This is a genomic window from Pseudomonas sp. NPDC085632, assembly GCF_044541255.1.
Taxonomy (GTDB): domain Bacteria; phylum Pseudomonadota; class Gammaproteobacteria; order Pseudomonadales; family Pseudomonadaceae; genus Aquipseudomonas.
Genome location: NZ_JBITSX010000007.1, coordinates 38,464 through 60,686, shown reverse-complemented (window position 1 = coordinate 60,686; position 22,223 = coordinate 38,464). Strand labels below are relative to the sequence as shown.

The following is a 22,223-nucleotide window of genomic DNA, read 5'->3' as shown; positions in this document are numbered from 1 at the left end:
TGGGGTTGGGCAGTATACTGCGCAACGTTGGGCGCATTGTGCGGCCTCCTTTTTATAGTGCGCAAGGTCATGACGTCGCAGAACAACTCCCCCACTCCTCTCCGTTTCTCTCGTTTCAGCAAAGCCGAGTGCGTGCTGGTGGTGATCACCATGATCTGGGGTGGCACTTTCCTGCTGGTTCAGCACGCGATGACGGTCAGCGGACCGATGTTTTTCGTGGGGCTGCGTTTTGCGGCGGCGGCTTTTATCGTCGCGTTGTTCTCGTGGCGTCATCTGCGCGAACTGACCTTGTTCGAACTCAAGGCCGGCGCGTTCATCGGCGTGGCGATCATGCTCGGTTACGGCTTGCAGACGGTCGGCTTGCAAACGATCCCGAGCAGCCAGTCGGCGTTCATTACTGCGCTATATGTGCCGTTCGTACCGCTGCTGCAATGGCTGGTACTCGGCCGTCGGCCAGGGTTGATGCCAAGCATCGGGATCATGCTGGCGTTTACCGGTTTGATGTTGCTGTCCGGGCCGGCCGGGGCGTCACTGAATTTCAGTCCCGGTGAAATTGCCACGCTGATCAGCGCCATCGCCATTGCGGCCGAAATCATTCTGATCAGCACCTACGCCGGGCAAGTCGATGTGCGCCGGGTGACCGTGGTGCAACTGGCAACCACCTCCGTGTTGTCGTTCCTGTTGGTGGTGCCGACCGGTGAAGTGCTTCCGGACTTTTCCTGGACCTTGTTAGTGACCGCGTTGGGGCTGGGCGCCGCGAGTGCGGCGATTCAAGTGGCGATGAACTGGGCGCAGAAGAGCGTTTCGCCGACGCGGGCAACGCTGATCTATGCCGGTGAGCCGGTCTGGGCCGGGATTGTCGGGCGGATTGCCGGCGAGCGTTTGCCGGCGATTGCACTGGTGGGCGCGGGGTTGATTGTCGCGGCGGTGATTGTCAGTGAGCTGAAGACCAAGGGGAAGGTTACTGAAGCCGAAACTGAGTTGGAACGGGAAACCCAGGGATAAAGCTCCTAAATCTTCACAGTCTGAATTATTGCTATCGCGAGCAACATCCATCTACCTGAAACAATGCCAAACAGAAAATTCCGGACTACTTTGTAGGATTCTGAGACATCCTGGCGTTTGGTGATCGGGGAGCTGGCACGTATGATGCTTCACAAACTTCCGCAGATTAGAAGCCTATGTCCCTGATAGTTCTACTGCTTCTGCCATTCATTGGCAGCTGTCTGGCAGCGGTGCTGCCACACAACGCGCGTAATACCGAATCCCTGTTGGCAGGTCTGGTCGCTTTGATCGGCACCGTCCAGGTCGCGATGTTGTACCCGCAAATTGCCCACGGCGGCGTGATCCGCGAAGAGTTCATGTGGCTGCCCAGCCTCGGCCTGAACTTCGTCCTGCGCATGGACGGTTTCGCCTGGCTGTTCTCGATGCTGGTGCTCGGCATCGGCACGCTCGTCTCTCTCTATGCCCGTTATTACATGTCGCCGGACGATCCGGTGCCGCGTTTCTTCGCGTTTTTCCTGGCGTTCATGGGCGCCATGCTCGGTCTGGTGATCTCCGGCAACCTGATTCAGATCGTGTTCTTTTGGGAGCTGACCAGTCTCTTTTCGTTCTTGCTGATCGGCTATTGGCACCACCGCGCCGACGCTCGTCGCGGTGCTTATATGGCGCTGATGGTCACCGGCGCCGGCGGACTATGCCTGCTGGCGGGGGTCATGATTCTCGGCCATGTCGTCGGCAGCTATGACCTCGACAAGGTCCTGGCCGCCGGCGACATGATTCGTGCACACGCCCTCTACCCTATTCTTTTACCCCTCATTCTTATCGGCGCACTCAGCAAAAGTGCGCAGTTCCCTTTCCACTTCTGGTTGCCGCACGCGATGGCGGCGCCGACCCCGGTTTCGGCTTATCTGCATTCTGCGACCATGGTCAAGGCCGGGGTTTTCCTGCTTGCGCGCCTGTGGCCGTCGCTGTCAGGCAGTGAAGAATGGTTCTACATCGTCAGCGGGGCCGGCGCGTGTACGCTGTTGCTCGGCGCGTATTGCGCGATGTTCCAGAACGATCTCAAAGGTCTGCTCGCTTACTCGACCATCAGCCATCTCGGCTTGATCACCCTGTTACTGGGCCTGAACAGTCCGCTGGCTGCCGTGGCGGCGGTGTTCCACATCCTCAACCATGCGACGTTCAAAGCCTCGCTGTTCATGGCCGCAGGCATCATCGACCACGAAAGCGGCACCCGCGACATCCGCAAACTCAGCGGCCTGATCAAACTTATTCCCTTCACCGCGACGCTGGCCATGGTTGCCAGCGCCTCGATGGCAGGTGTGCCGCTGCTGAACGGCTTCCTGTCGAAAGAAATGTTCTTCGCCGAAACCGTGTTCATCAACGCCACGGCGTGGGTCGAAGCGGCGCTGCCGATTGTTGCGACCATCGCCGGTACATTCAGCGTTGCCTACTCGCTGCGCTTCACCGTCGATGTGTTCTTCGGTCCGCCGGCTACCGACCTGCCGCACACTCCGCACGAGCCACCGCGCTGGATGCGCGCGCCGGTAGAGCTGTTGGTGTTCACCTGCTTGTTGGTGGGGATTTTCCCCGCGCAGATCGTCGGCCCGTTGCTTGCCGCTGCTGCGTTGCCAGTGGTTGGCGGCACGCTGCCGGAATACAGCCTGGCAATCTGGCACGGCCTGAATGCGCCGATGATCATGAGCCTGATCGCCATGTCCGGCGGCATCGTCGTCTATCTGTTGCTGCGCAATCAGCTCAAGCGCGGGCGCTTCAAGTACCCGCCGCTGGTGGGTCGTTTCAATGGCAAGCGCCTGTTCGAGCGCAGTCTGGTCGTCATGATGCGCCTGGCCCGACGTCTGGAACGGCGACTCGGCACCAAGCGTCTACAGATGCAATTGTTCCTGATGGTATTGGCGGCGGTGCTCGCCGGCCTGATTCCGATGCTGCACAGCAGCCTGAGCTGGGGCGACCGGCCGAAGATTCCCGGCTCCATCGTCTTTGTGACCCTGTGGCTGCTGGCCATCACCTGCGCCCTCGGCGCCGCATGGCAAGCCAAGTATCACCGTCTCGCCGCCCTGACCATGGTCAGCGTCTGCGGCTTGATGACCTGCGTCACCTTTGTCTGGTTCTCTGCGCCCGACCTGGCCCTGACGCAACTGGCGGTCGAAGTGGTCACCACCGTGCTGATCCTGCTTGGCCTGCGCTGGTTGCCACGCCGTATCGAAGAAGTCTCGCCACTGCCGAGCAGCCTGCGCAAGGCTCGCATTCGTCGTTTGCGCGACTTGCTGCTGTCGATTGCCGTCGGCGGCGGCATGGCGCTGCTGTCCTACGCCATGCTCACGCGGCAGACGCCAAACGACATTTCCTCGTTCTACCTCAGCCGCGCCATGCCCGAGGGGGGTGGCAGCAACGTGGTCAACGTGATGCTGGTGGATTTCCGTGGCTTCGATACCCTCGGTGAAATCACCGTGCTGGTCGCCGTGGCGCTGACCGTATTCGCCCTGCTGCGGCGCTTCCGCCCACCGAAGGAAAGCCTGCAACTGCCCGCCCAGCAACGCTTGCTGGCGCCGGACGTGGTCACCGACCTGGTCAACCCGCGTTCGGCCAGCGACACTGCGCTCGGTTTCATGATGGTGCCGGCCGTGCTGGTGCGCCTGCTGTTGCCGATTGCGCTGGTGGTGTCCTTCTACCTGTTCATGCGCGGGCACAACCAACCGGGCGGCGGTTTCGTCGCCGGTCTGGTGATGTCGGTGGCCTTCATCCTGCAATACATGGTCGCCGGTACACAGTGGGTCGAGGCGCAAATGAGCCTGCGGCCGCTGCGCTGGATGGGCACCGGGTTGCTGTTCGCCACTGCTACAGGCCTGGGCGCGATGCTGGTCGGTTATCCGTTCCTGACCACGCACACCTGGCATTTCACCTTGCCGCTGCTCGGTGACATCCATGTCGCCAGCGCTTTGTTCTTCGACATTGGTGTGTACGGCGTGGTGGTCGGTTCAACGCTGCTGATCCTCACTGCCCTCGCCCACCAATCGGTGCGGGGTCACAAGACCGCATCGCTGCCCAAGTCCGTCGCCACCAAGGGAGCCGTCTGATGGAAGAAGTCATCGCAATCGCCATCGGCGTGCTCGCCGCGTCCGGCGTCTGGCTGATCCTGCGGCCAAGGACGTTCCAGGTGGTCATGGGCCTGTGCCTGCTGTCGTATGGCGTCAATCTGTTCATTTTCAGCATGGGCAGTCTGTTCATCGGCAAGGAACCGGTGATCAAGGACGGCGTCACCCAAGACTTGCTGCACTACACCGACCCGCTGCCACAGGCCCTGGTGCTCACCGCTATCGTTATCAGCTTCGCCATGACCGCGCTGTTCCTCGTCGTGCTGCTCGCCTCGCGCGGCCTGACCGGCACCGACCACGTCGACGGCCGGGAGCCTAAAGAATGATGGCGATGACTCACCTGATCGCCGCACCGATCCTGCTGCCGCTGCTGACCGCCGCCATCATGCTGATGCTCGGCGAACGGCACCGCCCGCTGAAGGCGAAAATCAACCTGTTCTCCAGCGTCGTCGGTCTGTTCATTTCGGTGATGTTGCTGCAATGGACGCAGACCACCGGCGTGCCCGGTTCCATCGGTGTGTATCTGCCGGGCAACTGGCAGGCGCCGTTCGGCATTGTGCTGGTAGTCGATCGCCTGTCGGCGCTGATGCTGGTGCTGACCGGGATCATCGGCGTCAGCGCCCTGCTCTTCGCGATGGCACGCTGGGATGGCGCCGGTTCGAGCTTTCACGCGTTGTTCCAGATTCAATTGATGGGCCTGTACGGCGCGTTCCTGACGGCGGATCTGTTCAACCTGTTCGTGTTCTTCGAAGTGCTGCTCGCCGCGTCTTATGGCCTGCTATTGCATGGGTCGGGTCGAGCGCGGGTATCGTCGGGGCTGCATTACATCTCGATCAACCTGCTCGCCTCGTCGCTGTTTTTGATCGGCGCGGCACTGATTTACGGTGTTACCGGCACCTTGAACATGGCCGATCTGGCGCTGAAGATTCCGCTGGTACCTGAAGCCGACCGGGGCTTGCTGCACGCCGGCGCGGGGATTCTGGCTGTTGCGTTCCTGGCCAAGGCCGGTATGTGGCCGCTGAACTTCTGGCTGGTGCCCGCTTACTCTTCGGCCAGTGCACCGGTGGCGGCGATGTTCGCGATCATGACCAAGGTTGGCGTCTACACCCTGCTGCGTCTGTGGACCCTGTTGTTTTCCGGGCAGGCCGGAGCGTCGGCATTCTTCGGCGGCGACTGGCTGATCTACGGCGGCATGGCGACCATGGCCTGCGCGGCACTGGCGATTCTCGCCGCGCAACGCCTGGAGCGCATGGCCAGCCTGAGCATTCTGGTGTCGGCGGGAATTCTGCTGTCCGCGGTCGGTTTCGCCCAACCGAACCTGATCGGCGCGGCGCTGTTCTATCTGGTCAGCTCGACTCTGGCGTTGAGTGCGCTGTTCCTGCTGGCTGAGTTGATCGAGCGCTCGCGCTCGGCCAACGAGATCCCGCTGGAGGACGAAAGCGAACTGCTGCCGCGTCCGCAGGAATCCCTGCAACCGCCCAAAGGCATCAACCTCGATGACGAGCAGAAAGCTGTGGTCGGTCAGGTCATTCCGTGGACCATGGCGTTTCTCGGCCTGAGCTTCATTGCTTGCGCGCTGCTGATCATCGGCATGCCGCCACTGTCCGGTTTTATCGGCAAGCTCAGCCTGATCGGCGCATTACTCAATCCATTGGGCCTGGGCACCGGTGCGCCGATAACCAACGCTGCATGGGCGTTGCTGGCGCTGCTGATCCTCACCGGGCTGGCGTCGCTAATGGCGTTCTCGCGTCTCGGCATCCAGCGCTTCTGGACGCCCGAAGAGCGCCCTTCGCCGCTGCTGCGCAAACTCGAATGCACGCCGATCTTCCTGTTGCTCGGGCTGAGCATCGTCCTGACCTTCAAGGCTGAACCGCTGCTGCGCTACACCCAAGCCACTGCCGATGCGCTGAACAATCCGCAACAATACGTCATGGCGGTGCTCGGCACCCGCGCCGTGCCGAGCCCGGAAGCCAAGGCCGCGATGCTGGAGGTGCAGCCATGAAGCGTGTGTTTCCGGCACCGTTGTTGTCGCTGGCGCTGTGCGCCTTGTGGCTGACGCTAAACCTGTCGATCAGCCCGGGCAATCTGTTGCTCGGCGCGATACTGGGTTTTGCTGCACCGTTGATGATGCGCAAGTTGCGCCCGAAACAGGTACGCATTCGCCGTCCCGGGACAATCCTGCGCCTGTTCTTCCTCGTCGGTCGTGACGTGGTGGCTTCCAACCTGATCGTCGCGTGGGGCGTGCTCTACGCCGGTCGTCGCCCTCCGCGTTCAGGCTTTGTCAAAGTCCCGCTGGACCTGCGCGATGCTCACGGTCTGGCGACCCTGGCGATGATCTGCACAGTGGTGCCCGGCACGGTGTGGTCGGAACTGTCGCTGGACCGCAGCATTCTGTTGCTGCACGTCTGGGATCTGGATGACGAAGCGCAGTTCATCGAGCACTTCAAGACCACCTACGAGCGGCCGTTGATGGAGATTTTCGAATGAGCCCATTACTGTCGAACGCGATCTTGCTGACGCTGTTCCTGTTCTCGCTGGCCATGGTGCTGACCCTGGTGCGTTTGTTCAAAGGCCCGTCGGCGCAGGATCGGGTTCTGGCGCTGGACTACCTGTACATCGTCGCCATGCTGATGATGCTGACCCTGGGCATTCGTTACTCCAGTGACACTTACTTCGAAGCGGCGCTGCTGATTGCGCTGTTCGGCTTCGTCGGCTCGTTTGCCCTGGCGAAATTCCTGCTGCGTGGCGAGGTGATCGAATGAATGCTGAATTGTCTCTGTGGGTCGAGATTCCGGTGGCGATCCTGCTGGTACTCAGCGGTCTGTTCGCGTTGATCGGTGCGATCGGGTTATTGCGCATGAAGGATTACTTCCAGCGCATGCACCCGCCGGCTCTGGCTTCGACGCTGGGTGCATGGTGTGTGGCGTTGGCGTCGATCATCTGCTTTTCGGCGCTGAAATCCGGGCCGGTCATACATGCCTGGCTGATTCCGATTTTGCTGGCGATCACTGTGCCGGTGACTACTTTGCTGCTGGCGCGGGCGGCGTTGTTTCGTAAGCGCATGGCCGGGGATGATGTGCCGGCTGAGGTCAGTAGTCGGCGGACCGAGAGCGGTAGCTGATTCCGAATCCTTGTGGTGTTGGTGCTGGCCTCATCGCTGGCAAGCCAGCTCCCACAGGGTTTTAGGTGGAACCCGGTATTTGTCTACACCCACAATCACTGTGGGAGCTGGCTTGCCAGCGATGAGGCCAGTTCAGCAACCACAAAATCCGATCTGCTCTCAGACCCAAGCCACCGCCAACAACCCCGCCCCCAACACCGCACACAATGGCGAATACACCCAGGTGTCCAGCCGCGCAAACCGCGAATCCTTCACTTCCTTGAAGAACCCGACCAGATGCGAATCACCAATCGCCCGGGCAAACATCAACAGCGCAATCGCGCTGATCACCCATTGCAATGCCTTATGAGTCACCGCCGGCATTCCCCAGCCAACCCGCATACACACTAACGCAGCGATCACCAGCAACGCCGCTGCCACGATCAACGTGAGCCAGCCTGACGGCTTAAAGGCCGGCCTCACCGTTGCGACAAATCCGCGCACCGGCACCTGCGGCACCACCACCGCTGCCGCCCACTGTCCACCCAGCGCCCAATACACGTGCATCAAGGCGATCACCGCGAACGTTGTCACCAGCCATTGAGCCAACACAAAGGTCATGGTTGAAATCCTTGGAAAGGGATTTGAACAAATCATCCTAGTCGGATTTTTTTCAAGTGCACGACCGATCAGCGGTACGGTAAAGTGCCGCCCCATGAAATTCTCCCGTTCCGATCGCTCACTGCTGGCCTGGATGCTCTATTGCTGCGTCCTGTTCAACGTGTTCGCCTGCAGCATCGGTCACGGACAAATGGTCGGCATGCAGCTTAACGGTATCGGCGGCCAGTTCTGTACCGTCGACCCGGCCACCCAAGCGCCGCTCGCCAGCAATCCCACCGAAGAACAACTGCCAACCCTGTCCAAAGCATTTGGCTGCCCGCTGTGCTCGGTCGGCGGTGGCATGGGTCCGGCATTTAACTCCAGCCTGACGCTGGCGATCCTGCCGGAACAACACAGCCCGCCACTGGCGCCCATTGTCAGCGCTGACCTCCCTGCTCGCTTCACCTGGCCTTCGGCCAACCCCCGCGCCCCACCGCTCGTCTGAGTGTCTTTGCCTTTTTGATTTGTCAGCCCACTGCGCCAACGCGCGGCGTTCGCCTGTGCGCTGACTCCTAGACAAGCATTCAGGATTCAATGATGAAACAACTCACTCTACTGGCGAGCCTGTGCGGCTGCCTGTCCGTTAACGTCTGGGCGCAATCCACCGTGGACCTGGCGCCGATCACCATCGACGGCGAGTCCGGCGCAGAACCGGGCCTGAGCCTCGACCAATCCAGCGGCATGGCCTCGCGCCTGGGTTTGAGCGTGCGTGACACGCCAGCCTCGGTGGCCATCGCCAATCGCAACGACATCGAGCGTCATGGTTCACAGAATTTTCAGGACGCCGCCAACACCCTCCCCGGGGTTAACGCCAGCGCACCGCCGGGGTTCGGCGGGTTCGTCTCCTATCGCGGCTTCACCAGCAGCCAGATCACCCAGATGTTCAACGGCATCAACGTTTCCGGCGGCCTCGCGCGGCCGGTTGATTCGTGGATCTACGACCGCGTGGAACTGGTCGGCGGCCCGTCATCGCTGATCAACGGCGCAGGCTCGGTCGGCGGCTCGCTGAACTACGTGACCAAACTGGCCACCCGCGATGAACAAGCTGTTGAAGGCCGGGTCAGCTACGGCACTTACGACACCACCGAAACCGCCTTCGGACTCAACCACGCGCTGACCGACCCGAGCGCCGATATCCAGCACTATGCGCGACTCGACGTCAGCCACAACACCAGCAACGGCTACATCGACCGCCAGGAGCGCGATGCCTGGAGCGTGGCGTTCTCGCTGCTCAGCGACCTCACGCCCGACCTGTCACACACGTTGGCGCTGGAATATCAGGATGAACACGAAGACAGTCCGTACTGGGGCACGCCCGTGCTCAACCCCAAGGCCGGCGAGTTGAAGATCGATAAACACAACCGCTTCAACAACTACAACGTCGAGGACGGTCGGTACGAGCAGCGGACGATCTGGGTGCGCTCGATCATCGACTACCGCATCAACGACAGCACCACCCTGCGCAACACGTTGTACCACCTCGACAGCCAACGCGATTACCGCAACCTTGAAACCTACCAGTACAACGCCGACAACAGCGCGGTGAACCGCTCTACGGCTTATCAAGTACGCCATCAGGGCGAACAGAACGGCAACCAGTTCGAACTCCGCCACGACAACGCGCTTTTCGGTCTCGACACGACGTGGTCGGGGGGCTTCGAATACAAGGTCAACCAGACCACCAACTCGCCGCTGAACATCAAAGGTGCGAGCACGGTGGACCCGAACAACTATCGGCCAGGGCATTTCTACGACATCCCCGGCACCAACCCCAAGCTGATCAGCGACAAGACCAACGAGGTCACCACCAAGGCACTGTTCGTGGAAAACCGTTTGGCGTTGACCGACAAACTGTCGCTGCTCACCGGCCTGCGCTATGACGACATTGACCTCGACGTGACCAACCATCGCACCGTGACCGCTACTAACCCGAAACACCTCAAGCGCAGTTGGGAGCCAGTCACCGGCCGCGCCGGCCTGAGCTACCAGTTCATTCCGTCGGCCAACGTCTACGTGCAATACAGCACCGCCGCCGAGCAACCGAACGGCACGCAGGACTTCGACGTCTCCACCGGCAAGCAATGGGAGATCGGCAGCAAATTTGATTATCTGAACGGACGCGGCTCGGCGACGATTGCCGCCTACACGATTGAGCGAAAGGACTTCGCCGTGACTGATCCTCTGGACCCGACCAGCAGCATTCCGGTCGGCCAGCAGACGTCGAAAGGCATAGAAATCGCCAGTTCCTTGCGGATTACCGACAAGCTTTTGGCCGAAGGCAACTTCGCCTGGGTCGATGCGCAGTACGATGATTTCACCGAAAAGAATACTGCCGGTGTGGTGGTGTCGCGCAAAGGCAACACGCCGACCAACGTACCGGATCGAGTCGGCAATCTTTGGCTGACCTATGATTTTTCGCCGCAATGGCAAGGTGGGGTTGATGCGCGGTATGTCGCGTCGGTGTATGCGGACACGGCGAACACCATGACCGTGCCGTCGTACACCTTGTTTGGCAGCTTCCTCAGCTACAAGGTGGATTCGCACACCACCGTGACCGGGCGCGTGCGGAACCTGACCAATGAGGTGTATGCCGAGTTTGCGCATGTTTCGCCGGCGTATTACCTGGGGACACCGCGCACCTTTGAATTGGCGGTGGCTACCAAGTTCTAAAAGCTTCGCGAGCAAGCTCGCTCCCACAGTGGATATGCGTCGTTCACAAAACCAATGTGGGAGCGAGCCTGCTCGCGAAGAGGCCTGCCGCATCAACCTCTATTTCAGATCAGCCGAAACCTTCTCCGCCACATCCTTCGGCAACCAGGCCTGCCACACATCCGGGTGCGCCTTCATGAACGCCACCGCTGCATCCCGTGGCGCGGTGTGCTTCTCGCTCATCTCCGCCAATGCCTTGTTCAACGGCTCGATCGGGAAATCCACTTTGCTGAAGAACTCGGCAATCTGCGGATACTGCTTTTGAAACGGCGTAGAGACGCCAATCGACAGCTTCGACGCCAGCGACCGGGTCGGTTTCGGGTTGGGATTATCGGCGTCAGTCAGCGTCTTCCACGCCTCGGCATCAAACGGCGGCTCTTCCAGTTGCACCAGTTTGAACTTGCCGAGCAATGGCGTCGGCGACCAGTAGTAAAACAGCACCGGTTTGCCGCGACGAATCGAAGAGCTGATTTCGGCATCCAACGCCGCGCCCGAACCACTGCGGAAATTCGTGTAATCGTCCTGCAAGCCATAAGCCGTCAACTTCTGCTTGTTGACCACTTCCGAGGTCCAGCCGATCGGGCTGTTGAGGAAGCGCCCCTTGCCCGGGGTTTCCGGATCCTTGAACACGTCCTTGTACTTCTTCAGATCACTGACACTACGCAGATCCGGCGCCAGCGGCTTGATGCCTTTGGCCGCGTCGCCCTTGATCACATACTCCGGCACCCACCAGCCCTCGGTTGCGCCCTTGACCGTATCGCCAAGGCTGACGACTTTGCCTTCGGCCTCGGCCTTGACCCACACCGGACTGCGCCCCGCCCATTCTTCGCCAATGACTTGAATATCATTGTTTGCCAGTGCGGTTTCCAGCGTGATGGTGGTGCCAGGCAAGGTGTCGGTCGGTAAACCGTAGCCCTTCTCGACGATGATCCGCAGCACATCGGTAATCAGGCTGCCGCTTTCCCAGTTCAGGTCGGCAAAATGGATTGGCGCCTGGGCGGCCGTCACCGATTGCGCTGATGTCAGCAAACCGAACGTGGCCACGCTGGCGGCCAATAACCGTCGAAATCCGTTCATGCATTGCACCTCGTGCTGTTCACAGCAATGGCAGGATGGCCTGGCAGAAGACCGCAAGCCTCTGAATACTCAGTCAACTGACTGTAGCCGAGGTTCCTGCTTTTTCCGGGCCATGCCCCGGACGAGGTTATGAATCAGACTTTTCCTGCAAGCTTTGCAGCTCGCGTCTGACCATGCTGGCGTATTCCGCGGGACGCAACTGATAGATCTGCGCAGCCAGCCAATTCAACCAGGCGCCTTGCAGTTCGGCCTTGGCGGCGAACAAACGCTGGGCCTCCTCGCGTGCAGTGTCGAGGTTCTGCGAATGAAAATCCGCGCGGCTCACTCGCTGGCCTTGAACGTCACCAGTTCGCCCTTGCGCCACTTGGCGGCCTTGGCGGTAACGGCTTTCAAGGTTTTGGTCAGGCCTTCCTGCAATTGCTCGTTGGCGGCAAACACAGTCACCACGCTATGGCCTTCCTTGAACAGGATCGCGTGCCCGTCAGCGGTGTCGACAAAGGCGTAATCGCCCAACCCATAGACCGTCAGTTTGATTTCGCGAAAACGGATATCCATCTTGCCGCCTTCACGGCTGGGCAAGACCGATGCACTGAAATGATCGCCGACCTTGAGCTTCAGCCCCGGTTTGTCATCGACCACCAAGGCGCTTTCGGTGTCGATCTCGGCCACGTAAATGCCTTCGGCGTTCTGCTCGGTGATGTAAACAAAACGCGACTGGAACAGCTTGACCAGCTTTGCACGCAAATCACCCAACACGAACAAAGCATGCATATCGAGATTACTGACTGCCAAAGAAACATCCCCACATCTGAAAAAACCGCACACGGAAAACGCGCACGGCAAAAAACGGCCAGGCCGATGTCACTGCAAATAAATCAATAAAGCCCGAATCGAGCAGAGTGCTCATTCAACGCGAGGTTGCTAAGACTACTGGATTGTCACCCGCGAAACTCATCCCGATGTCGCCAAAGCTTGAAGGAAAAATCCTCAGTAGCGGCGAGAGCAGTCTGACTACGAACTTTAGGGAAAATTCTCACGAAAAAAAGCACTTTTCCGACATATCGCTGGCGAAAAATTGCTTTAGATAAGCCCTGTCGCCAACGGGTACTGGCGATTCTAGAGCAGCGATGCTCATTCCGACTACCCGCAACGGCCTGTAAATATCGGCCAACTGATGAAAAGGACTTCATATGTGCACCCTGACTCACTTTGCCGTGACCCCTGACGCCCGGAACGAATTGCCGCTGATGCTACGTGCCACCGTTATCAACGACCATTACCCGCGTTTCCAGGTCGTACCCGCTGGCAACGCCTTCTTCCATATAAAGGAAACATCGACCGGCCGTGTAAGAGGTTTCCGCGAAGATCACAACGAAGCCTGCGCCCTTGCCCGCTCACTTGAGTTGAAGATCGAACTCCTGGCGAATGGCTGCCTCAGATAAAGAGAGAGATCGACCGCGCCATACCGGCGCCCACCGAAGGAGTACACGATGGAACTGCCAGCATACGATCTGAAAACCCTGTTCGATCAACTGGGGTTGCCTTCAGAAGGCACAGCAATCGACGATTTCATCGAAGAGCATCCATTGGACGCCAACACCAAACTGATCGACGCCGACTTCTGGTCGCCGCAACAGGCGCAATTGCTCAAGGAATGGTTAAGGGCCGATGGTGAAGAAGCGGTCATGGTCGACGAACTGAATGTGCGCCTGCATCGCGGCAAGTAATCCCGGATCAGTGAAGGCTGTCACAGGGCTCGGCGTGCAATTGCGCGAGCCACGCAGCCTTGCATTCCTCGGCCTCGTCGCGACTGGCAAACGCCGTGCCGCGACGCTCGCCATTGAGCAACACCACCCAGCAGACGCTGCGGCCCATTGCGCGCAAACCGGCAGGCACGCCACTGCCGATCATCACGGCGACATCAACTCTGCACTGCATGCAGCCCTCCCGAAATCATTAGCACCCTAACTAAGCGGTCAGATTAATGGTTTCCTCCGAGTGGAAACAGCAAGCTCCGTGCACAGATTCATTGCATCAGAAGTAACAATCCCTCAGCGCGGACTTTCCGGCTTATAGCCCAAGCGCAATCCCCCCCAGTGCCGGCCCTTGATCATGATCGGCACCGACAGGTCATGCATCAACTCACCGGTGTCGCGGGTGTAGGTCTGCAACAACACCGGTTGCTGATGGCTGCCGCAGCGAATACCGGTGCGGTCGGCAAACTTGCGTTTGGTGCGATTGTTCACTGCGTCGACCTGCGCATCGCCCGTCAACGGCTGACTGAACAGCTGATTGTGCGTCGGCACATAACCCTGTTGCGTGCAGGCGATGGCGAACACCAGCCCCTCGTGACGCGGCAACAACGGCTCCTGAATCGCCGGCAACACCTGATCGGTGTAGCGGTCGAAACGGGTTTGAAATTTCGCCGGTTGTGTATTCGGGATCGGCTGATACTGACGATCGAACAGATCCTCGAGGCTGATCCGGCCCTGCTCGACATCCGCCTCGAAACGCGCAGCAATCTGACTCGAGCCTTCGCGGGCCAGATCGTAGATGCGCTGGTGATAGTCATCCAGCCCGACTTCGGCCAGGCGCTCACTGATGGTTTCCGCCTGCCCTTCCATTTGCACGGCGGCTTCGGCGAGGCGACGGGTCTGTTGATCGCTGATCGCCAGGTCGCTGCGCATCTGCTCGATGGCCTTGAACAGACTGTCGAGTTGTTCGCGATTGGTTTCTGCACCTTGGGCGATTTCACCGACCTGAGTTTCCACCCCCGCAGCCAGTCGCGCGATGTTATCCAGATGTTGACCTGTATGTTTGACCTGCTCGACGCCGGTCTGCAGATCGCTCGACAGTTCGCGAATCTGCTCCACCACCTGCGCCGTGCGTTGTTGAATATCAGCGACCATCTCTCCGACTTCACCGGTTGCCGACGCCGTGCGCGCCGCCAACCCGCGCACTTCATCCGCCACCACCGCAAAACCGCGCCCATGCTCCCCCGCCCGCGCCGCCTCGATCGCTGCGTTCAACGCGAGCAGATTGGTCTGGCTGGCAATCGACTGAATCACCAGGGTCACGCGCTGAATATCATCGCTGCGCACACTCAAGGCTTCGATCAATTCACGGCTGGCATTGGCGCGCTGACTGAGCTGATGCATGCGCGCGATCGAGTCCACCAGTTCCGTGCGCCCCGCCGCGCTGCTGTGATGCGCCTGACTGGCCGCCTCAAGCGCGGCACGGCTGAGCTGCGAAGTCGCGTGTTCGGTGGCGATCATCACCTCAGCGTTGCTGACGATCCGCGCCGCCGCATCGAGTTGCGACTCGAGTTTGCTCGCCAGTTCCTTGACCGAAAATGCCACGCCCGCCGCCGACAACGCGTTGTGGCTGGTGGTGTAGGAAAGGTCGCGGGTCAGTTCGGACATTGCGCTGCCGCTGTCGGCAGGCTGGGATTCGGGGATGGCGCGGGAGCGCAGGCGCGGCAGCCAGACAATCAGCACCGCCAGCGGCATGCCAATGTACAGCGACCATTCGGCCAGGCTCATGCCGGCCAACAACAGCATCAAGGCGATGCTTTGCAGGGTCGGAACGATCCAGCGGTTTTTCGGCAAAAGCACTGGTGCAGGCAAAGCCCCAACCAGAGATCCATCTCTCGTCATATCAACACCCCACGCTTGTTCTCATTATTGTGACTGCATTAAACGCCACTACAACGCCATTATCCATGGTCCGTTAGTCGTGGGGTCTGTGGCAGGTCAATGGAATCGCGCGGAAATATTGCGGACGATAAAAAGCTTCGCGGGCAAGCCCGGCTCCCACAGGTTCGGTGTTGAACCTTATGGGGCGGACTTGCCCGCGATCACAGCGCCGGAAAAATCAGGCCTGACGCTGGTGCTTGTCGATCTGCTCGTGACGCTCTTGAGCTTCGATGCAGTACTTGGTGGTCGGGCTGATCAGCAGACGTTTGAGGCCAATGGCCTCGCCGCTGTCATCGCACCAGCCAAAGCTGTCTTCCTTGATGCGCTCAAGGGCTTGTTCCAGTTGCGGCAGCATGCGCTGGTCGCGATCGATCGCGTTCACCAGCCAAGTGCGCTCTTCTTCAACCGAAGCCGCGTCCGCCGGGTCAGCCGGGGTGTCCAGGCTTTCGATGGCGATACGATTTTGCTCAATGCGCTCGTGGGTTTCGACTTTCATGTTCTGCAACAGCTCAGTGAAGAAAGCGTGCTGCTCGGCATTCATGTAGTCATCTGCCGGCATGGCCAGCAACTTGTCCTTTGTCATTGATATCTCTATAAAAAAACGTGCATTAAGGCGAATTAGGGAGCGTTTCGGCGAACCGCGTGCGGTCGGCGAAAAGGCATCGTTTATTGCAAATGCCACCCGGCACTCAATTTACGAGGGGCGGCAGTCTAAGGCCCGAATGAGGCCTCAGCAACTGTAAATACAGGGAATTTGTCCGACAACGTCCGGAAACTGCTCTGACACAGCGTTCACACGGCAATCGGAGTGCGTTTATAGCAAGAAATTCAGTCGAGCGGCTGTATATAGAAGACAAACGGCTAACCACGCAGCGCCCAGACGCAATTTTTTACCACGCACTGCATCGTTTCAGCAAAGCAGAACCGCAAAAGCCCCCCTACTATCAGGCCCACCGTGTGATCAAACAGCCTGAAGGATGACCTATGCCCCGCCCCGATCTGCCGGCCACCGACGAGGTTTCACTCGCCAGCCCCCCGATCAATGCCGAGCGCCTGCTGCAACTGATCACCGACGAATACGACGCCCTGCCGCGCCAGCTCAAACGCATCGCCAGCTACATCAGCCAACAGAGCGACCGGATCATGGTCGACCGCATCAGCGACATCGCCCGCGAGTGCGAAGTGCACCCGTCCGCCATCGTGCGCTTCTCGCAACGCTTCGGTTTTAGCGGCTTCAGCGAAATGCAGGCACTGTTCCGCAGCGCCTACACGCACAAAGCCTCGCCGGTGCAAAACTACCAGCAACGCATTCGCAGCATGATCGCCAACCAGTCGCAGCCAGCCGGCGCCGGCGACCTCGCCCGCGAATGCATCGACGCTACGCGCTCCGGCATCGAACGCCTGGGCCGCGAACTCGACGACGCCGCGTTCGAAAAAGCCGTCGACCTGATCGTCAACGCCGACAACATTTATGTCGTCGGCGTGCGCCGCTCCTTCGCCGTCGCCGACTACCTCGTTTACAACTTGCAACACACTCAGAAACGAATTCATCTGGTTTCCGGGCTAGGCGGTAGCTATCGAGAGCAGATGCGCAGCGTGCGCGCCAACGATCTGGTCATCGCCATCAGCTTCGTGCCCTACGCCAAAGAAACCCAACACTGCCTGCGCTACGCCCGACAGCAACAGGCCAACACCCTGATCCTCACCGACAGCCACCTCTCACCACTGGCAAAACTCGCCAACAGCGTATTACTGGTCAACGAAGGCAGCGCCCTCGCCTTTCGCTCATTGAGCGCAACGTTATGCCTGTGCCAGGCGTTATTCGTGGCCGTGGCCTATCGGCTTGAACTGAATGTCGATGAGATTCACGAACAAGCCGGATTTGAGGATTAATGAGCGTTTTCTTGAGCTGTGCAACTGCCACTTTGCAAAATCAATTTCTTTTGATTGGGATTGGTCATAGTCCTTATCCCGGGAAGAAGGATTTGTAACGGCGCTGCCACACTGCCGTAATCAGGCTCTAATGGCTTGGGTGGCGACGGGTCAGAGTTTGAGGCCGGATTCAATGAAGCGATTTTGAAATGTATACCTCGATAACCAATGACAACCGGCTCCGCGAAAGCCTGCCGTAAAGTAATGCCCAACGCCGAAGAGCGAACCACAGATCCGGTAACGCCTGGCATGTCCGGAACAATCTGGCTGACTTTCTTCCTCAACGCATCATTGACTTGAGCCAGTTCGGCTTTGATACGCGCGATCTCCGATTGTTTGGCCGGTGTATCCGGCTTCGGATCTTCCGGCTTGGCGCCCGCTGGTTTAAGCCCCTCTGGCTTAGGCTTCGGCGCACCTTCTGCCGCAGGCTCTTGTGGCGAAACCGGCGCTTGCCCAGTCAATTTGCCAAGTTGGGCTTCAAGTGATTTCTTGTTTTCGCTCAGATCAACCATTGCCAGGGTGACGGCAGAAAACGTCCCACTCATTCCCTCCTCCGATGACACCACAACATCGATTGCCCGGGTCAGATATACATCTGTGACAAATACCAATATAGGTGCTGCCGTGTTGTTTTTATTAACCTGTGCGGCCTGTAGCTGTGCAGCTGATTCGCGCATTCTCCGCAGATCTTCCTCGCTATAGCGATTGAGCGTTTCCTCATCAAAACGAGTCCTCGCCAACAAATACATAGCGCCATAGGTTTCAGCACTGGGAACCGAATATGACACGCTGTACTGAGAGCGGCGCCCATATCCCAAAGCCGTCGCTATCGCGCTGCTAGTGACGTTGACACCGATGTCGCTCTCGGCGAGTGAGGCAAAAGTGAATCCCGGAAACGCCACGAGACTGTTCACCTGTTTGTCACAGACCATCATGGGAATCAGCGCGCGGGTGTTCACGGGGCCACTTCCCGAGCCGTCGTCATAGGTCGCAGTCGACGTGAATGTATGTTTGCGCGCAGACGCGGCAATCTGCGCATCTAGATTGATGTAATCAAATTTGGTTGAAGCGAGAACGTAGTCGGAGGTTGTGATCTTCTCACCGGTTTTCACAGCTCTAGCGATAAAAATATCACCCACCTCGACATTGCTCCGAGGAGGATAAATTGCCTTGATCCCCAACTGTTCTGTGTTGGTGGTCCAGTTCTCGGCAACCACTCCCGGAGCAGGCTTCGAACTCCCACACCCCGCCAACCCCGCCCCCACCAGACACAACACCAAATGTTTAGAAGCTTTCATGCGATGACCCTCCCTGCAGTTTCGAAAGCACGACCTGACGCATTGAATGCGCACAGGTTGGCGCCTCAACGATTTCGGGATCATGGACTGCAAGGGAGTAATACAAACGAGTACTGAATCAGAGGGCCTGAAGCTCGCTTAACTGTTCCATCCCTGGTCGGTGCTGGCAATTTGACTATAGATCCGCACAAGCAACCAACAAGCCCATGAAAGCCTTTATTTATGGCTGTTTCGCAGGTGTTACAGATTTCGCTTCAGTTCCGATACAGACGTTGCGTACGCGCAGGGACAGTAGTCAATCGACAACCTTTCCAGCTACATTCGGCATCCATCGACGATTGCAGGCAGTCACGCCAAGGAATTGCACATGAAACTGATTGGCATGCTGGACTCCCCTTACGTACGCCGCGTGGCGATCTCCGCCAAACGCTTGGGGATCGACCTCGAACACGAGTCGGTCTCGGTGTTCCGCCACTTCGAGCAATTCCAGCAGATCAACCCGGTGGTCAAAGCCCCCACGCTGATCCTCGACGACGGCGTCGTCCTGATGGACTCGACCCTCATCCTCGACTACCTCGAAGCCTGTTCCGGCAAAAGTCTGCTGCCGACCGACCTGAAACAACGCGCCCACGCCCTGCGCCTGATCGGCCTCAGCCTCGCCGCCTGCGAAAAAGCCGTGCAGCTCTATTACGAACGCAACCTGCGCCCGGCCGACATTCAATACCAACCATGGGTCGAACGCGTCGAAGGCCAACTCGCTGCCGCCTTCACCGCCCTCGAGCAAGAACTGGAAAAAACCGGTCTGCCCACCGACGGCACCCTCACCCAGGCCGGCATCAGCCTCGCCGTCGCCTGGAGCTTCACCGACCTCGTCGTCCCCGACCAGATCGACACCCGCCGCTACCCCCACATCGCCCAATACACCGCCTACGCCGAAACCCTCGAAGCGTTCGTCAGCACCCCGATGACCTGACCATGAGCACCACCGACACCGCCGCCCCGGCGTTAAAGGAAATCTTCAACGCCGAGCGCTTGCAGCACATCGCCAGCGAAATGAGCGCCGTGTACCCGGCATTCAAGGCCAAGGCGTTTCTCAAACACACCCAGGACGGACTCGCTGAATTATCAGTGATGCAACGCATGGCGCGTGTCAGCGAGAGCCTGCACGCCGTGTTGCAGCTGGACTTCGAAGATTCCCTCGATGTATTGCGTGAACTTGCACCAAGGCTGAACAGCGGATTCGTCAGCATGTGCCTGCCGCACTACGTCGCTAGCTATGGCGGACACGCGTTCGATACCTCCATGGAGGCCCTGAAGTACTTCACCACCTTCGGCTCCTCCGAATTCGCCATCCGCCACTTTCTGCGCAGCGACCTCGAGCGCTCGTTAGAACTGATGCACGACTGGACCCGAGACGAAAACCACCACGTTCGACGACTCGCCAGCGAAGGCAGCCGCCCTCGCCTGCCCTGGTCGTTTCGGTTGGACGCGGTGCAGGCGGATCCGCAGTTGGCCGCCGGGATACTGGATCGGTTGAAAGCGGATGAGAGTTTGTACGTGCGCAAGTCCGTGGCGAATCATTTGAATGATGTGACAAAGGTGCATCCGGAGTGGGTGTTGGACACGATTGAAGGTTGGTCGCTGGAGAACAAGCACACGGCGTGGATTGCGAAGCATGCGTTGCGGAGTTTGATCAAGCAGGGAGATTTAAGGGCGCTGACGGTGATTGGTGCAGGGGCGAAGGCTGAGGTTGAGTTGTTGGATGTGCGGGTTGAGCCGGCGGTGGTTAGGTTGGGGGAAGCGATTACGTTGTCGTTTGTGGTGAAGTCGACGGTGGCGCATGAGCAGCGGTTGGTGATTGATTATGCGATTGACTATGTGAAGGCGAATGGCGGGGTTTCGGGGAAGGTTTTTAAGTTGAAGACGGTGGGGTTGGCGGGGTTTGAGAGTGTGGGTGTGGGGAGGCGGCAGGTGATTAAGGATTTTACGACGCGGAAGCATTTTGAGGGGCGTCATGGGGTTCGGGTTATGGTTAATGGGGAGGTGTTGGGGAGTGCCAAATTCGACATCGTCGCTGATTGATACCGCTAATGGATTCCGCTGATCTGGCAGTACTCGGACTGATAGGAAATTACGGATGGGGCAGCTTTCGGCCATGAGCGGACATTCGACTAGGGGGTGGATTCTGCTAAGGAATGGGCAAAGGAAATTGATGGTTGGTTAGTAACTCTCTTCCAGTCTCGACTATATTTCTAGATGTCGGCACACTATGGGCCAAGAATGGCGCTAAGAATAAATACAAACTTTTTAGGCTAGTTCAAGGAGCTTTATGGAAACGCCGGGAAGAAACGACCCATGTTGGTGTGAGTCGGGAAAGAAGTACAAGCACTGCCATCGAGATAAAGACAAGCATCCAGCGGTTGAGGCTCATACCCTATTTCAAACTTTAGGATCCTTTAAGAAAACTAAAAGGTGCAGCGTTCCGGAATCGCTGTTGCATGAGTGTTCGAATAAGATAATTAAAGCACACACAGTATCAAAAAGCTCATCCTTGAAGGCGATAGCTAAAAACGGTCATGTTTTAAAAATATCCGTAGACCTAAAATTCAACGTCGCGCCAGAAATAATTCTTGAAGAGGTCGGAATAAATAACGCGTCTACCTTCTCAGGTTTTTGCTCTGTACATGACAAAAAAATATTCTCGTCAATCGAAGATCAACCGTTTAATTCTTCGCCTCTACATTGCTTTCTAGTGACTTATAGGGGAATAGCCAAAGAATTATTTAGCAAGGACTATGCATCAAAAACATTTGAATTGATGAAAACCCTCGATGGAGGTAAAAGCCTACCTCAGCAGGTAGCAATCCAAGCCACATCAAGTTCGCTCGGCAATAACAATAGTTTAACGACAGGGGATTTGAGGCAGATCAAATCGAAGCTCAATACGATGCTAATCTCGAATGACTATTCTGATCTGAACTATACAGTTTTTACACTTGAATCTCCGCCTCCAATAATGGGCAGTGCAATGGTTGGCCCAACGTTTGATTTTAATGGGCACAAAGCTCAAGACATTTCAAGCGATAAAAACAGCGTGCCGGATTACATTGCTATTAATTCATTTTCTAGTGAAGGGAAAGGGTATATTGTTTTATCATGGCTATCAGAGCACTCTTTAACCTGCAATAAACTGATTAGGCAGTTTCTAGATAAAAAACTGACAGCCGATAGCTTGGCGGTGTTCACGATTCTGCTTATCGAAAACTTCTATATTTCGCCAGCCTGGTATTCTTCGCTAGACGACGACACCCAGAGATTAATAAAAAATCTGTATTCGCAAGGCATAGATGGTTATACCTATGGCGAGTCGATAAATATTTCTCGCCCTTTGTATTTTCCACCAATAACGAATATTTTGATGGTGCCGATGATTTAACTTGCATGTTTGCAAGTCAAGCTTCGGGGGTTTGAGTAAAAATACTTCGTAACCATAACGTCGTTATGTTCAACAGCCCCCCACACCTTGACCCGGTGCGGGGGGCTTTTTGTTGGGCTAAGGAGCATGACTAGGGTTTCGAACCCCTTCTAATATCTTTGCAGACCGCTTCAGGGCCAAAATCTCGGTCATTCAGGT

23 protein-coding genes are annotated in these 22,223 nt (G+C 57.9%); 15 read left to right on the top strand and 8 right to left on the bottom strand.

What is annotated here, in order from left to right; all coding sequences use genetic code 11:
• The first annotated feature begins 69 nt into the window (after nucleotides 1-69).
• From ACIF4X_RS08190 to ACIF4X_RS08160, 7 genes are all read left to right on the top strand, one after another.
• Nucleotides 70-1,005 (top strand): DMT family transporter, encoded by a 936-nt coding sequence (locus ACIF4X_RS08190; RefSeq protein WP_397481709.1) that lies wholly within the window; start codon nucleotides 70-72, stop codon nucleotides 1,003-1,005.
• 176 nt (nucleotides 1,006-1,181) lie between these two features.
• A complete protein-coding gene (locus ACIF4X_RS08185) occupies nucleotides 1,182-4,100 on the top strand; it encodes a monovalent cation/H+ antiporter subunit A (RefSeq protein WP_397481708.1) in 2,919 nt (972 codons plus the stop codon).
• Nucleotides 4,100-4,444 (top strand): Na+/H+ antiporter subunit C, encoded by a 345-nt coding sequence (locus ACIF4X_RS08180; protein ID WP_007910763.1) that lies wholly within the window; start codon nucleotides 4,100-4,102, stop codon nucleotides 4,442-4,444. The genes ACIF4X_RS08185 and ACIF4X_RS08180 overlap by 1 nt, the downstream gene beginning before the upstream one ends.
• On the top strand, nucleotides 4,441-6,120 hold the full coding sequence (locus ACIF4X_RS08175) for a monovalent cation/H+ antiporter subunit D (RefSeq protein ID WP_397481707.1): 1,680 nt from the start codon (nucleotides 4,441-4,443) through the stop codon (nucleotides 6,118-6,120). Before ACIF4X_RS08180 ends, ACIF4X_RS08175 begins: the two co-directional genes overlap by 4 nt.
• Nucleotides 6,117-6,605 (top strand): Na+/H+ antiporter subunit E, encoded by a 489-nt coding sequence (locus ACIF4X_RS08170; protein WP_397481706.1) that lies wholly within the window; start codon nucleotides 6,117-6,119, stop codon nucleotides 6,603-6,605. Before ACIF4X_RS08175 ends, ACIF4X_RS08170 begins: the two co-directional genes overlap by 4 nt.
• Nucleotides 6,602-6,880: a K+/H+ antiporter subunit F gene (locus tag ACIF4X_RS08165; protein ID WP_007910754.1), complete on the top strand. Its 279-nt coding sequence runs from the start codon at nucleotides 6,602-6,604 to the stop codon at nucleotides 6,878-6,880. Before ACIF4X_RS08170 ends, ACIF4X_RS08165 begins: the two co-directional genes overlap by 4 nt.
• Entirely contained in the window at nucleotides 6,877-7,239 is a 363-nt protein-coding gene (locus tag ACIF4X_RS08160) for a Na+/H+ antiporter subunit G (RefSeq protein ID WP_016982998.1), read from the top strand. Before ACIF4X_RS08165 ends, ACIF4X_RS08160 begins: the two co-directional genes overlap by 4 nt.
• 159 nt (nucleotides 7,240-7,398) lie before the next feature.
• Here the strand turns inward: ACIF4X_RS08160 and ACIF4X_RS08155 are convergent, their stop codons facing one another.
• On the bottom strand, nucleotides 7,399-7,839 hold the full coding sequence (locus tag ACIF4X_RS08155) for a DUF3995 domain-containing protein (protein WP_311886585.1): 441 nt from the start codon (nucleotides 7,837-7,839) through the stop codon (nucleotides 7,399-7,401).
• A 94-nt stretch (nucleotides 7,840-7,933) separates the two neighbouring features.
• Here ACIF4X_RS08155 and ACIF4X_RS08150 point away from each other — a divergent pair, with 94 nt between their 5' ends.
• Together ACIF4X_RS08150 and ACIF4X_RS08145 are read left to right on the top strand one after the other, a co-directional pair.
• Nucleotides 7,934-8,323: a DUF2946 domain-containing protein gene (locus ACIF4X_RS08150; RefSeq protein WP_397481705.1), complete on the top strand. Its 390-nt coding sequence runs from the start codon at nucleotides 7,934-7,936 to the stop codon at nucleotides 8,321-8,323.
• Nucleotides 8,324-8,415: 92 nt separating this feature from the next.
• Nucleotides 8,416-10,548 carry a TonB-dependent receptor gene (locus ACIF4X_RS08145; protein ID WP_397481704.1) on the top strand — a complete coding sequence of 711 codons (2,133 nt, stop codon included), beginning with the start codon at nucleotides 8,416-8,418 and terminating at the stop codon, nucleotides 10,546-10,548.
• Nucleotides 10,549-10,647: 99 nt separating this feature from the next.
• Here the strand turns inward: ACIF4X_RS08145 and ACIF4X_RS08140 are convergent, their stop codons facing one another.
• From ACIF4X_RS08140 to ACIF4X_RS08130, 3 genes are all read right to left on the bottom strand, one after another.
• On the bottom strand, nucleotides 10,648-11,664 hold the full coding sequence (locus tag ACIF4X_RS08140) for an ABC transporter substrate-binding protein (protein WP_397481703.1): 1,017 nt from the start codon (nucleotides 11,662-11,664) through the stop codon (nucleotides 10,648-10,650).
• A gap of 127 nt (nucleotides 11,665-11,791) precedes the next feature.
• On the bottom strand, nucleotides 11,792-11,989 hold the full coding sequence (locus ACIF4X_RS08135; protein ID WP_257358234.1) for a hypothetical protein: 198 nt from the start codon (nucleotides 11,987-11,989) through the stop codon (nucleotides 11,792-11,794).
• The gene (locus tag ACIF4X_RS08130; protein ID WP_163005233.1) at nucleotides 11,986-12,435 is read right to left on the bottom strand and encodes a hypothetical protein; all 450 of its coding nucleotides are present in this window, start codon (nucleotides 12,433-12,435) and stop codon (nucleotides 11,986-11,988) included. Before ACIF4X_RS08130 ends, ACIF4X_RS08135 begins: the two co-directional genes overlap by 4 nt.
• Before the next feature lie 419 nt (nucleotides 12,436-12,854).
• Between ACIF4X_RS08130 and ACIF4X_RS08125 the strand changes: the two genes are divergently transcribed.
• Nucleotides 12,855-13,106 (top strand): hypothetical protein, encoded by a 252-nt coding sequence (locus tag ACIF4X_RS08125; RefSeq protein WP_397481702.1) that lies wholly within the window; start codon nucleotides 12,855-12,857, stop codon nucleotides 13,104-13,106.
• A gap of 48 nt (nucleotides 13,107-13,154) precedes the next feature.
• Nucleotides 13,155-13,391: a DUF2789 family protein gene (locus ACIF4X_RS08120; RefSeq protein ID WP_116029189.1), complete on the top strand. Its 237-nt coding sequence runs from the start codon at nucleotides 13,155-13,157 to the stop codon at nucleotides 13,389-13,391.
• Nucleotides 13,392-13,398: 7 nt separating this feature from the next.
• Here the strand turns inward: ACIF4X_RS08120 and ACIF4X_RS08115 are convergent, their stop codons facing one another.
• From ACIF4X_RS08115 to ACIF4X_RS08105, 3 genes are all read right to left on the bottom strand, one after another.
• Entirely contained in the window at nucleotides 13,399-13,602 is a 204-nt protein-coding gene (locus ACIF4X_RS08115) for a hypothetical protein (RefSeq protein WP_223026144.1), read from the bottom strand.
• Nucleotides 13,603-13,715: 113 nt separating this feature from the next.
• Nucleotides 13,716-14,939, bottom strand: a complete 1,224-nt coding sequence (locus ACIF4X_RS08110) for a methyl-accepting chemotaxis protein (RefSeq protein WP_397481792.1) — start codon at nucleotides 14,937-14,939, stop codon at nucleotides 13,716-13,718.
• Between the two features lie 598 nt (nucleotides 14,940-15,537).
• Complete coding sequence (locus tag ACIF4X_RS08105) at nucleotides 15,538-15,942, bottom strand: TraR/DksA family transcriptional regulator (protein ID WP_003225981.1); 405 nt, start codon at nucleotides 15,940-15,942, stop codon at nucleotides 15,538-15,540.
• A 401-nt stretch (nucleotides 15,943-16,343) separates the two neighbouring features.
• Here ACIF4X_RS08105 and ACIF4X_RS08100 point away from each other — a divergent pair, with 401 nt between their 5' ends.
• Entirely contained in the window at nucleotides 16,344-17,252 is a 909-nt protein-coding gene (locus tag ACIF4X_RS08100) for a MurR/RpiR family transcriptional regulator (RefSeq protein ID WP_397481701.1), read from the top strand.
• On the opposite strand, the gene ACIF4X_RS08095 is transcribed toward ACIF4X_RS08100, so the two are convergent.
• The gene (locus ACIF4X_RS08095) at nucleotides 17,249-18,589 is read right to left on the bottom strand and encodes a hypothetical protein (RefSeq protein WP_397481700.1); all 1,341 of its coding nucleotides are present in this window, start codon (nucleotides 18,587-18,589) and stop codon (nucleotides 17,249-17,251) included. The genes ACIF4X_RS08100 and ACIF4X_RS08095 overlap by 4 nt on opposite strands.
• A 367-nt stretch (nucleotides 18,590-18,956) precedes the next feature.
• Here ACIF4X_RS08095 and ACIF4X_RS08090 point away from each other — a divergent pair, with 367 nt between their 5' ends.
• The 3 genes from ACIF4X_RS08090 (at nucleotide 18,957) to ACIF4X_RS08080 (ending at nucleotide 22,025) form a co-directional block, all read left to right on the top strand.
• Complete coding sequence (locus ACIF4X_RS08090) at nucleotides 18,957-19,562, top strand: glutathione S-transferase (protein WP_397481699.1); 606 nt, start codon at nucleotides 18,957-18,959, stop codon at nucleotides 19,560-19,562.
• 2 nt (nucleotides 19,563-19,564) lie between these two features.
• The gene (locus ACIF4X_RS08085; RefSeq protein ID WP_397481698.1) at nucleotides 19,565-20,671 is read left to right on the top strand and encodes a DNA alkylation repair protein; all 1,107 of its coding nucleotides are present in this window, start codon (nucleotides 19,565-19,567) and stop codon (nucleotides 20,669-20,671) included.
• Between the two features lie 247 nt (nucleotides 20,672-20,918).
• On the top strand, nucleotides 20,919-22,025 hold the full coding sequence (locus ACIF4X_RS08080) for an SEC-C domain-containing protein (RefSeq protein WP_397481697.1): 1,107 nt from the start codon (nucleotides 20,919-20,921) through the stop codon (nucleotides 22,023-22,025).
• Nucleotides 22,026-22,223 lie beyond the last annotated feature (198 nt).

Coding starts and splice junctions, on each gene's coding strand:
- ACIF4X_RS08190 (WP_397481709.1), top strand. CDS start 70: ATGACGTCGCAGAACAACTCCCCCACTCCTCTCCGTTTCTCTCGTTTC.
- ACIF4X_RS08185 (WP_397481708.1), top strand. CDS start 1,182: ATGTCCCTGATAGTTCTACTGCTTCTGCCATTCATTGGCAGCTGTCTG.
- ACIF4X_RS08180 (WP_007910763.1), top strand. CDS start 4,100: ATGGAAGAAGTCATCGCAATCGCCATCGGCGTGCTCGCCGCGTCCGGC.
- ACIF4X_RS08175 (WP_397481707.1), top strand. CDS start 4,441: ATGATGGCGATGACTCACCTGATCGCCGCACCGATCCTGCTGCCGCTG.
- ACIF4X_RS08170 (WP_397481706.1), top strand. CDS start 6,117: ATGAAGCGTGTGTTTCCGGCACCGTTGTTGTCGCTGGCGCTGTGCGCC.
- ACIF4X_RS08165 (WP_007910754.1), top strand. CDS start 6,602: ATGAGCCCATTACTGTCGAACGCGATCTTGCTGACGCTGTTCCTGTTC.
- ACIF4X_RS08160 (WP_016982998.1), top strand. CDS start 6,877: ATGAATGCTGAATTGTCTCTGTGGGTCGAGATTCCGGTGGCGATCCTG.
- ACIF4X_RS08155 (WP_311886585.1), bottom strand. CDS start 7,839: ATGACCTTTGTGTTGGCTCAATGGCTGGTGACAACGTTCGCGGTGATC.
- ACIF4X_RS08150 (WP_397481705.1), top strand. CDS start 7,934: ATGAAATTCTCCCGTTCCGATCGCTCACTGCTGGCCTGGATGCTCTAT.
- ACIF4X_RS08145 (WP_397481704.1), top strand. CDS start 8,416: ATGAAACAACTCACTCTACTGGCGAGCCTGTGCGGCTGCCTGTCCGTT.
- ACIF4X_RS08140 (WP_397481703.1), bottom strand. CDS start 11,664: ATGAACGGATTTCGACGGTTATTGGCCGCCAGCGTGGCCACGTTCGGT.
- ACIF4X_RS08130 (WP_163005233.1), bottom strand. CDS start 12,435: ATGCATGCTTTGTTCGTGTTGGGTGATTTGCGTGCAAAGCTGGTCAAG.
- ACIF4X_RS08125 (WP_397481702.1), top strand. CDS start 12,855: ATGTGCACCCTGACTCACTTTGCCGTGACCCCTGACGCCCGGAACGAA.
- ACIF4X_RS08120 (WP_116029189.1), top strand. CDS start 13,155: ATGGAACTGCCAGCATACGATCTGAAAACCCTGTTCGATCAACTGGGG.
- ACIF4X_RS08115 (WP_223026144.1), bottom strand. CDS start 13,602: ATGCAGTGCAGAGTTGATGTCGCCGTGATGATCGGCAGTGGCGTGCCT.
- ACIF4X_RS08110 (WP_397481792.1), bottom strand. CDS start 14,939: ATGATCGCCACCGAACACGCGACTTCGCAGCTCAGCCGTGCCGCGCTT.
- ACIF4X_RS08105 (WP_003225981.1), bottom strand. CDS start 15,942: ATGACAAAGGACAAGTTGCTGGCCATGCCGGCAGATGACTACATGAAT.
- ACIF4X_RS08100 (WP_397481701.1), top strand. CDS start 16,344: ATGCCCCGCCCCGATCTGCCGGCCACCGACGAGGTTTCACTCGCCAGC.
- ACIF4X_RS08095 (WP_397481700.1), bottom strand. CDS start 18,589: ATGAAAGCTTCTAAACATTTGGTGTTGTGTCTGGTGGGGGCGGGGTTG.
- ACIF4X_RS08090 (WP_397481699.1), top strand. CDS start 18,957: ATGAAACTGATTGGCATGCTGGACTCCCCTTACGTACGCCGCGTGGCG.
- ACIF4X_RS08085 (WP_397481698.1), top strand. CDS start 19,565: ATGAGCACCACCGACACCGCCGCCCCGGCGTTAAAGGAAATCTTCAAC.
- ACIF4X_RS08080 (WP_397481697.1), top strand. CDS start 20,919: ATGGAAACGCCGGGAAGAAACGACCCATGTTGGTGTGAGTCGGGAAAG.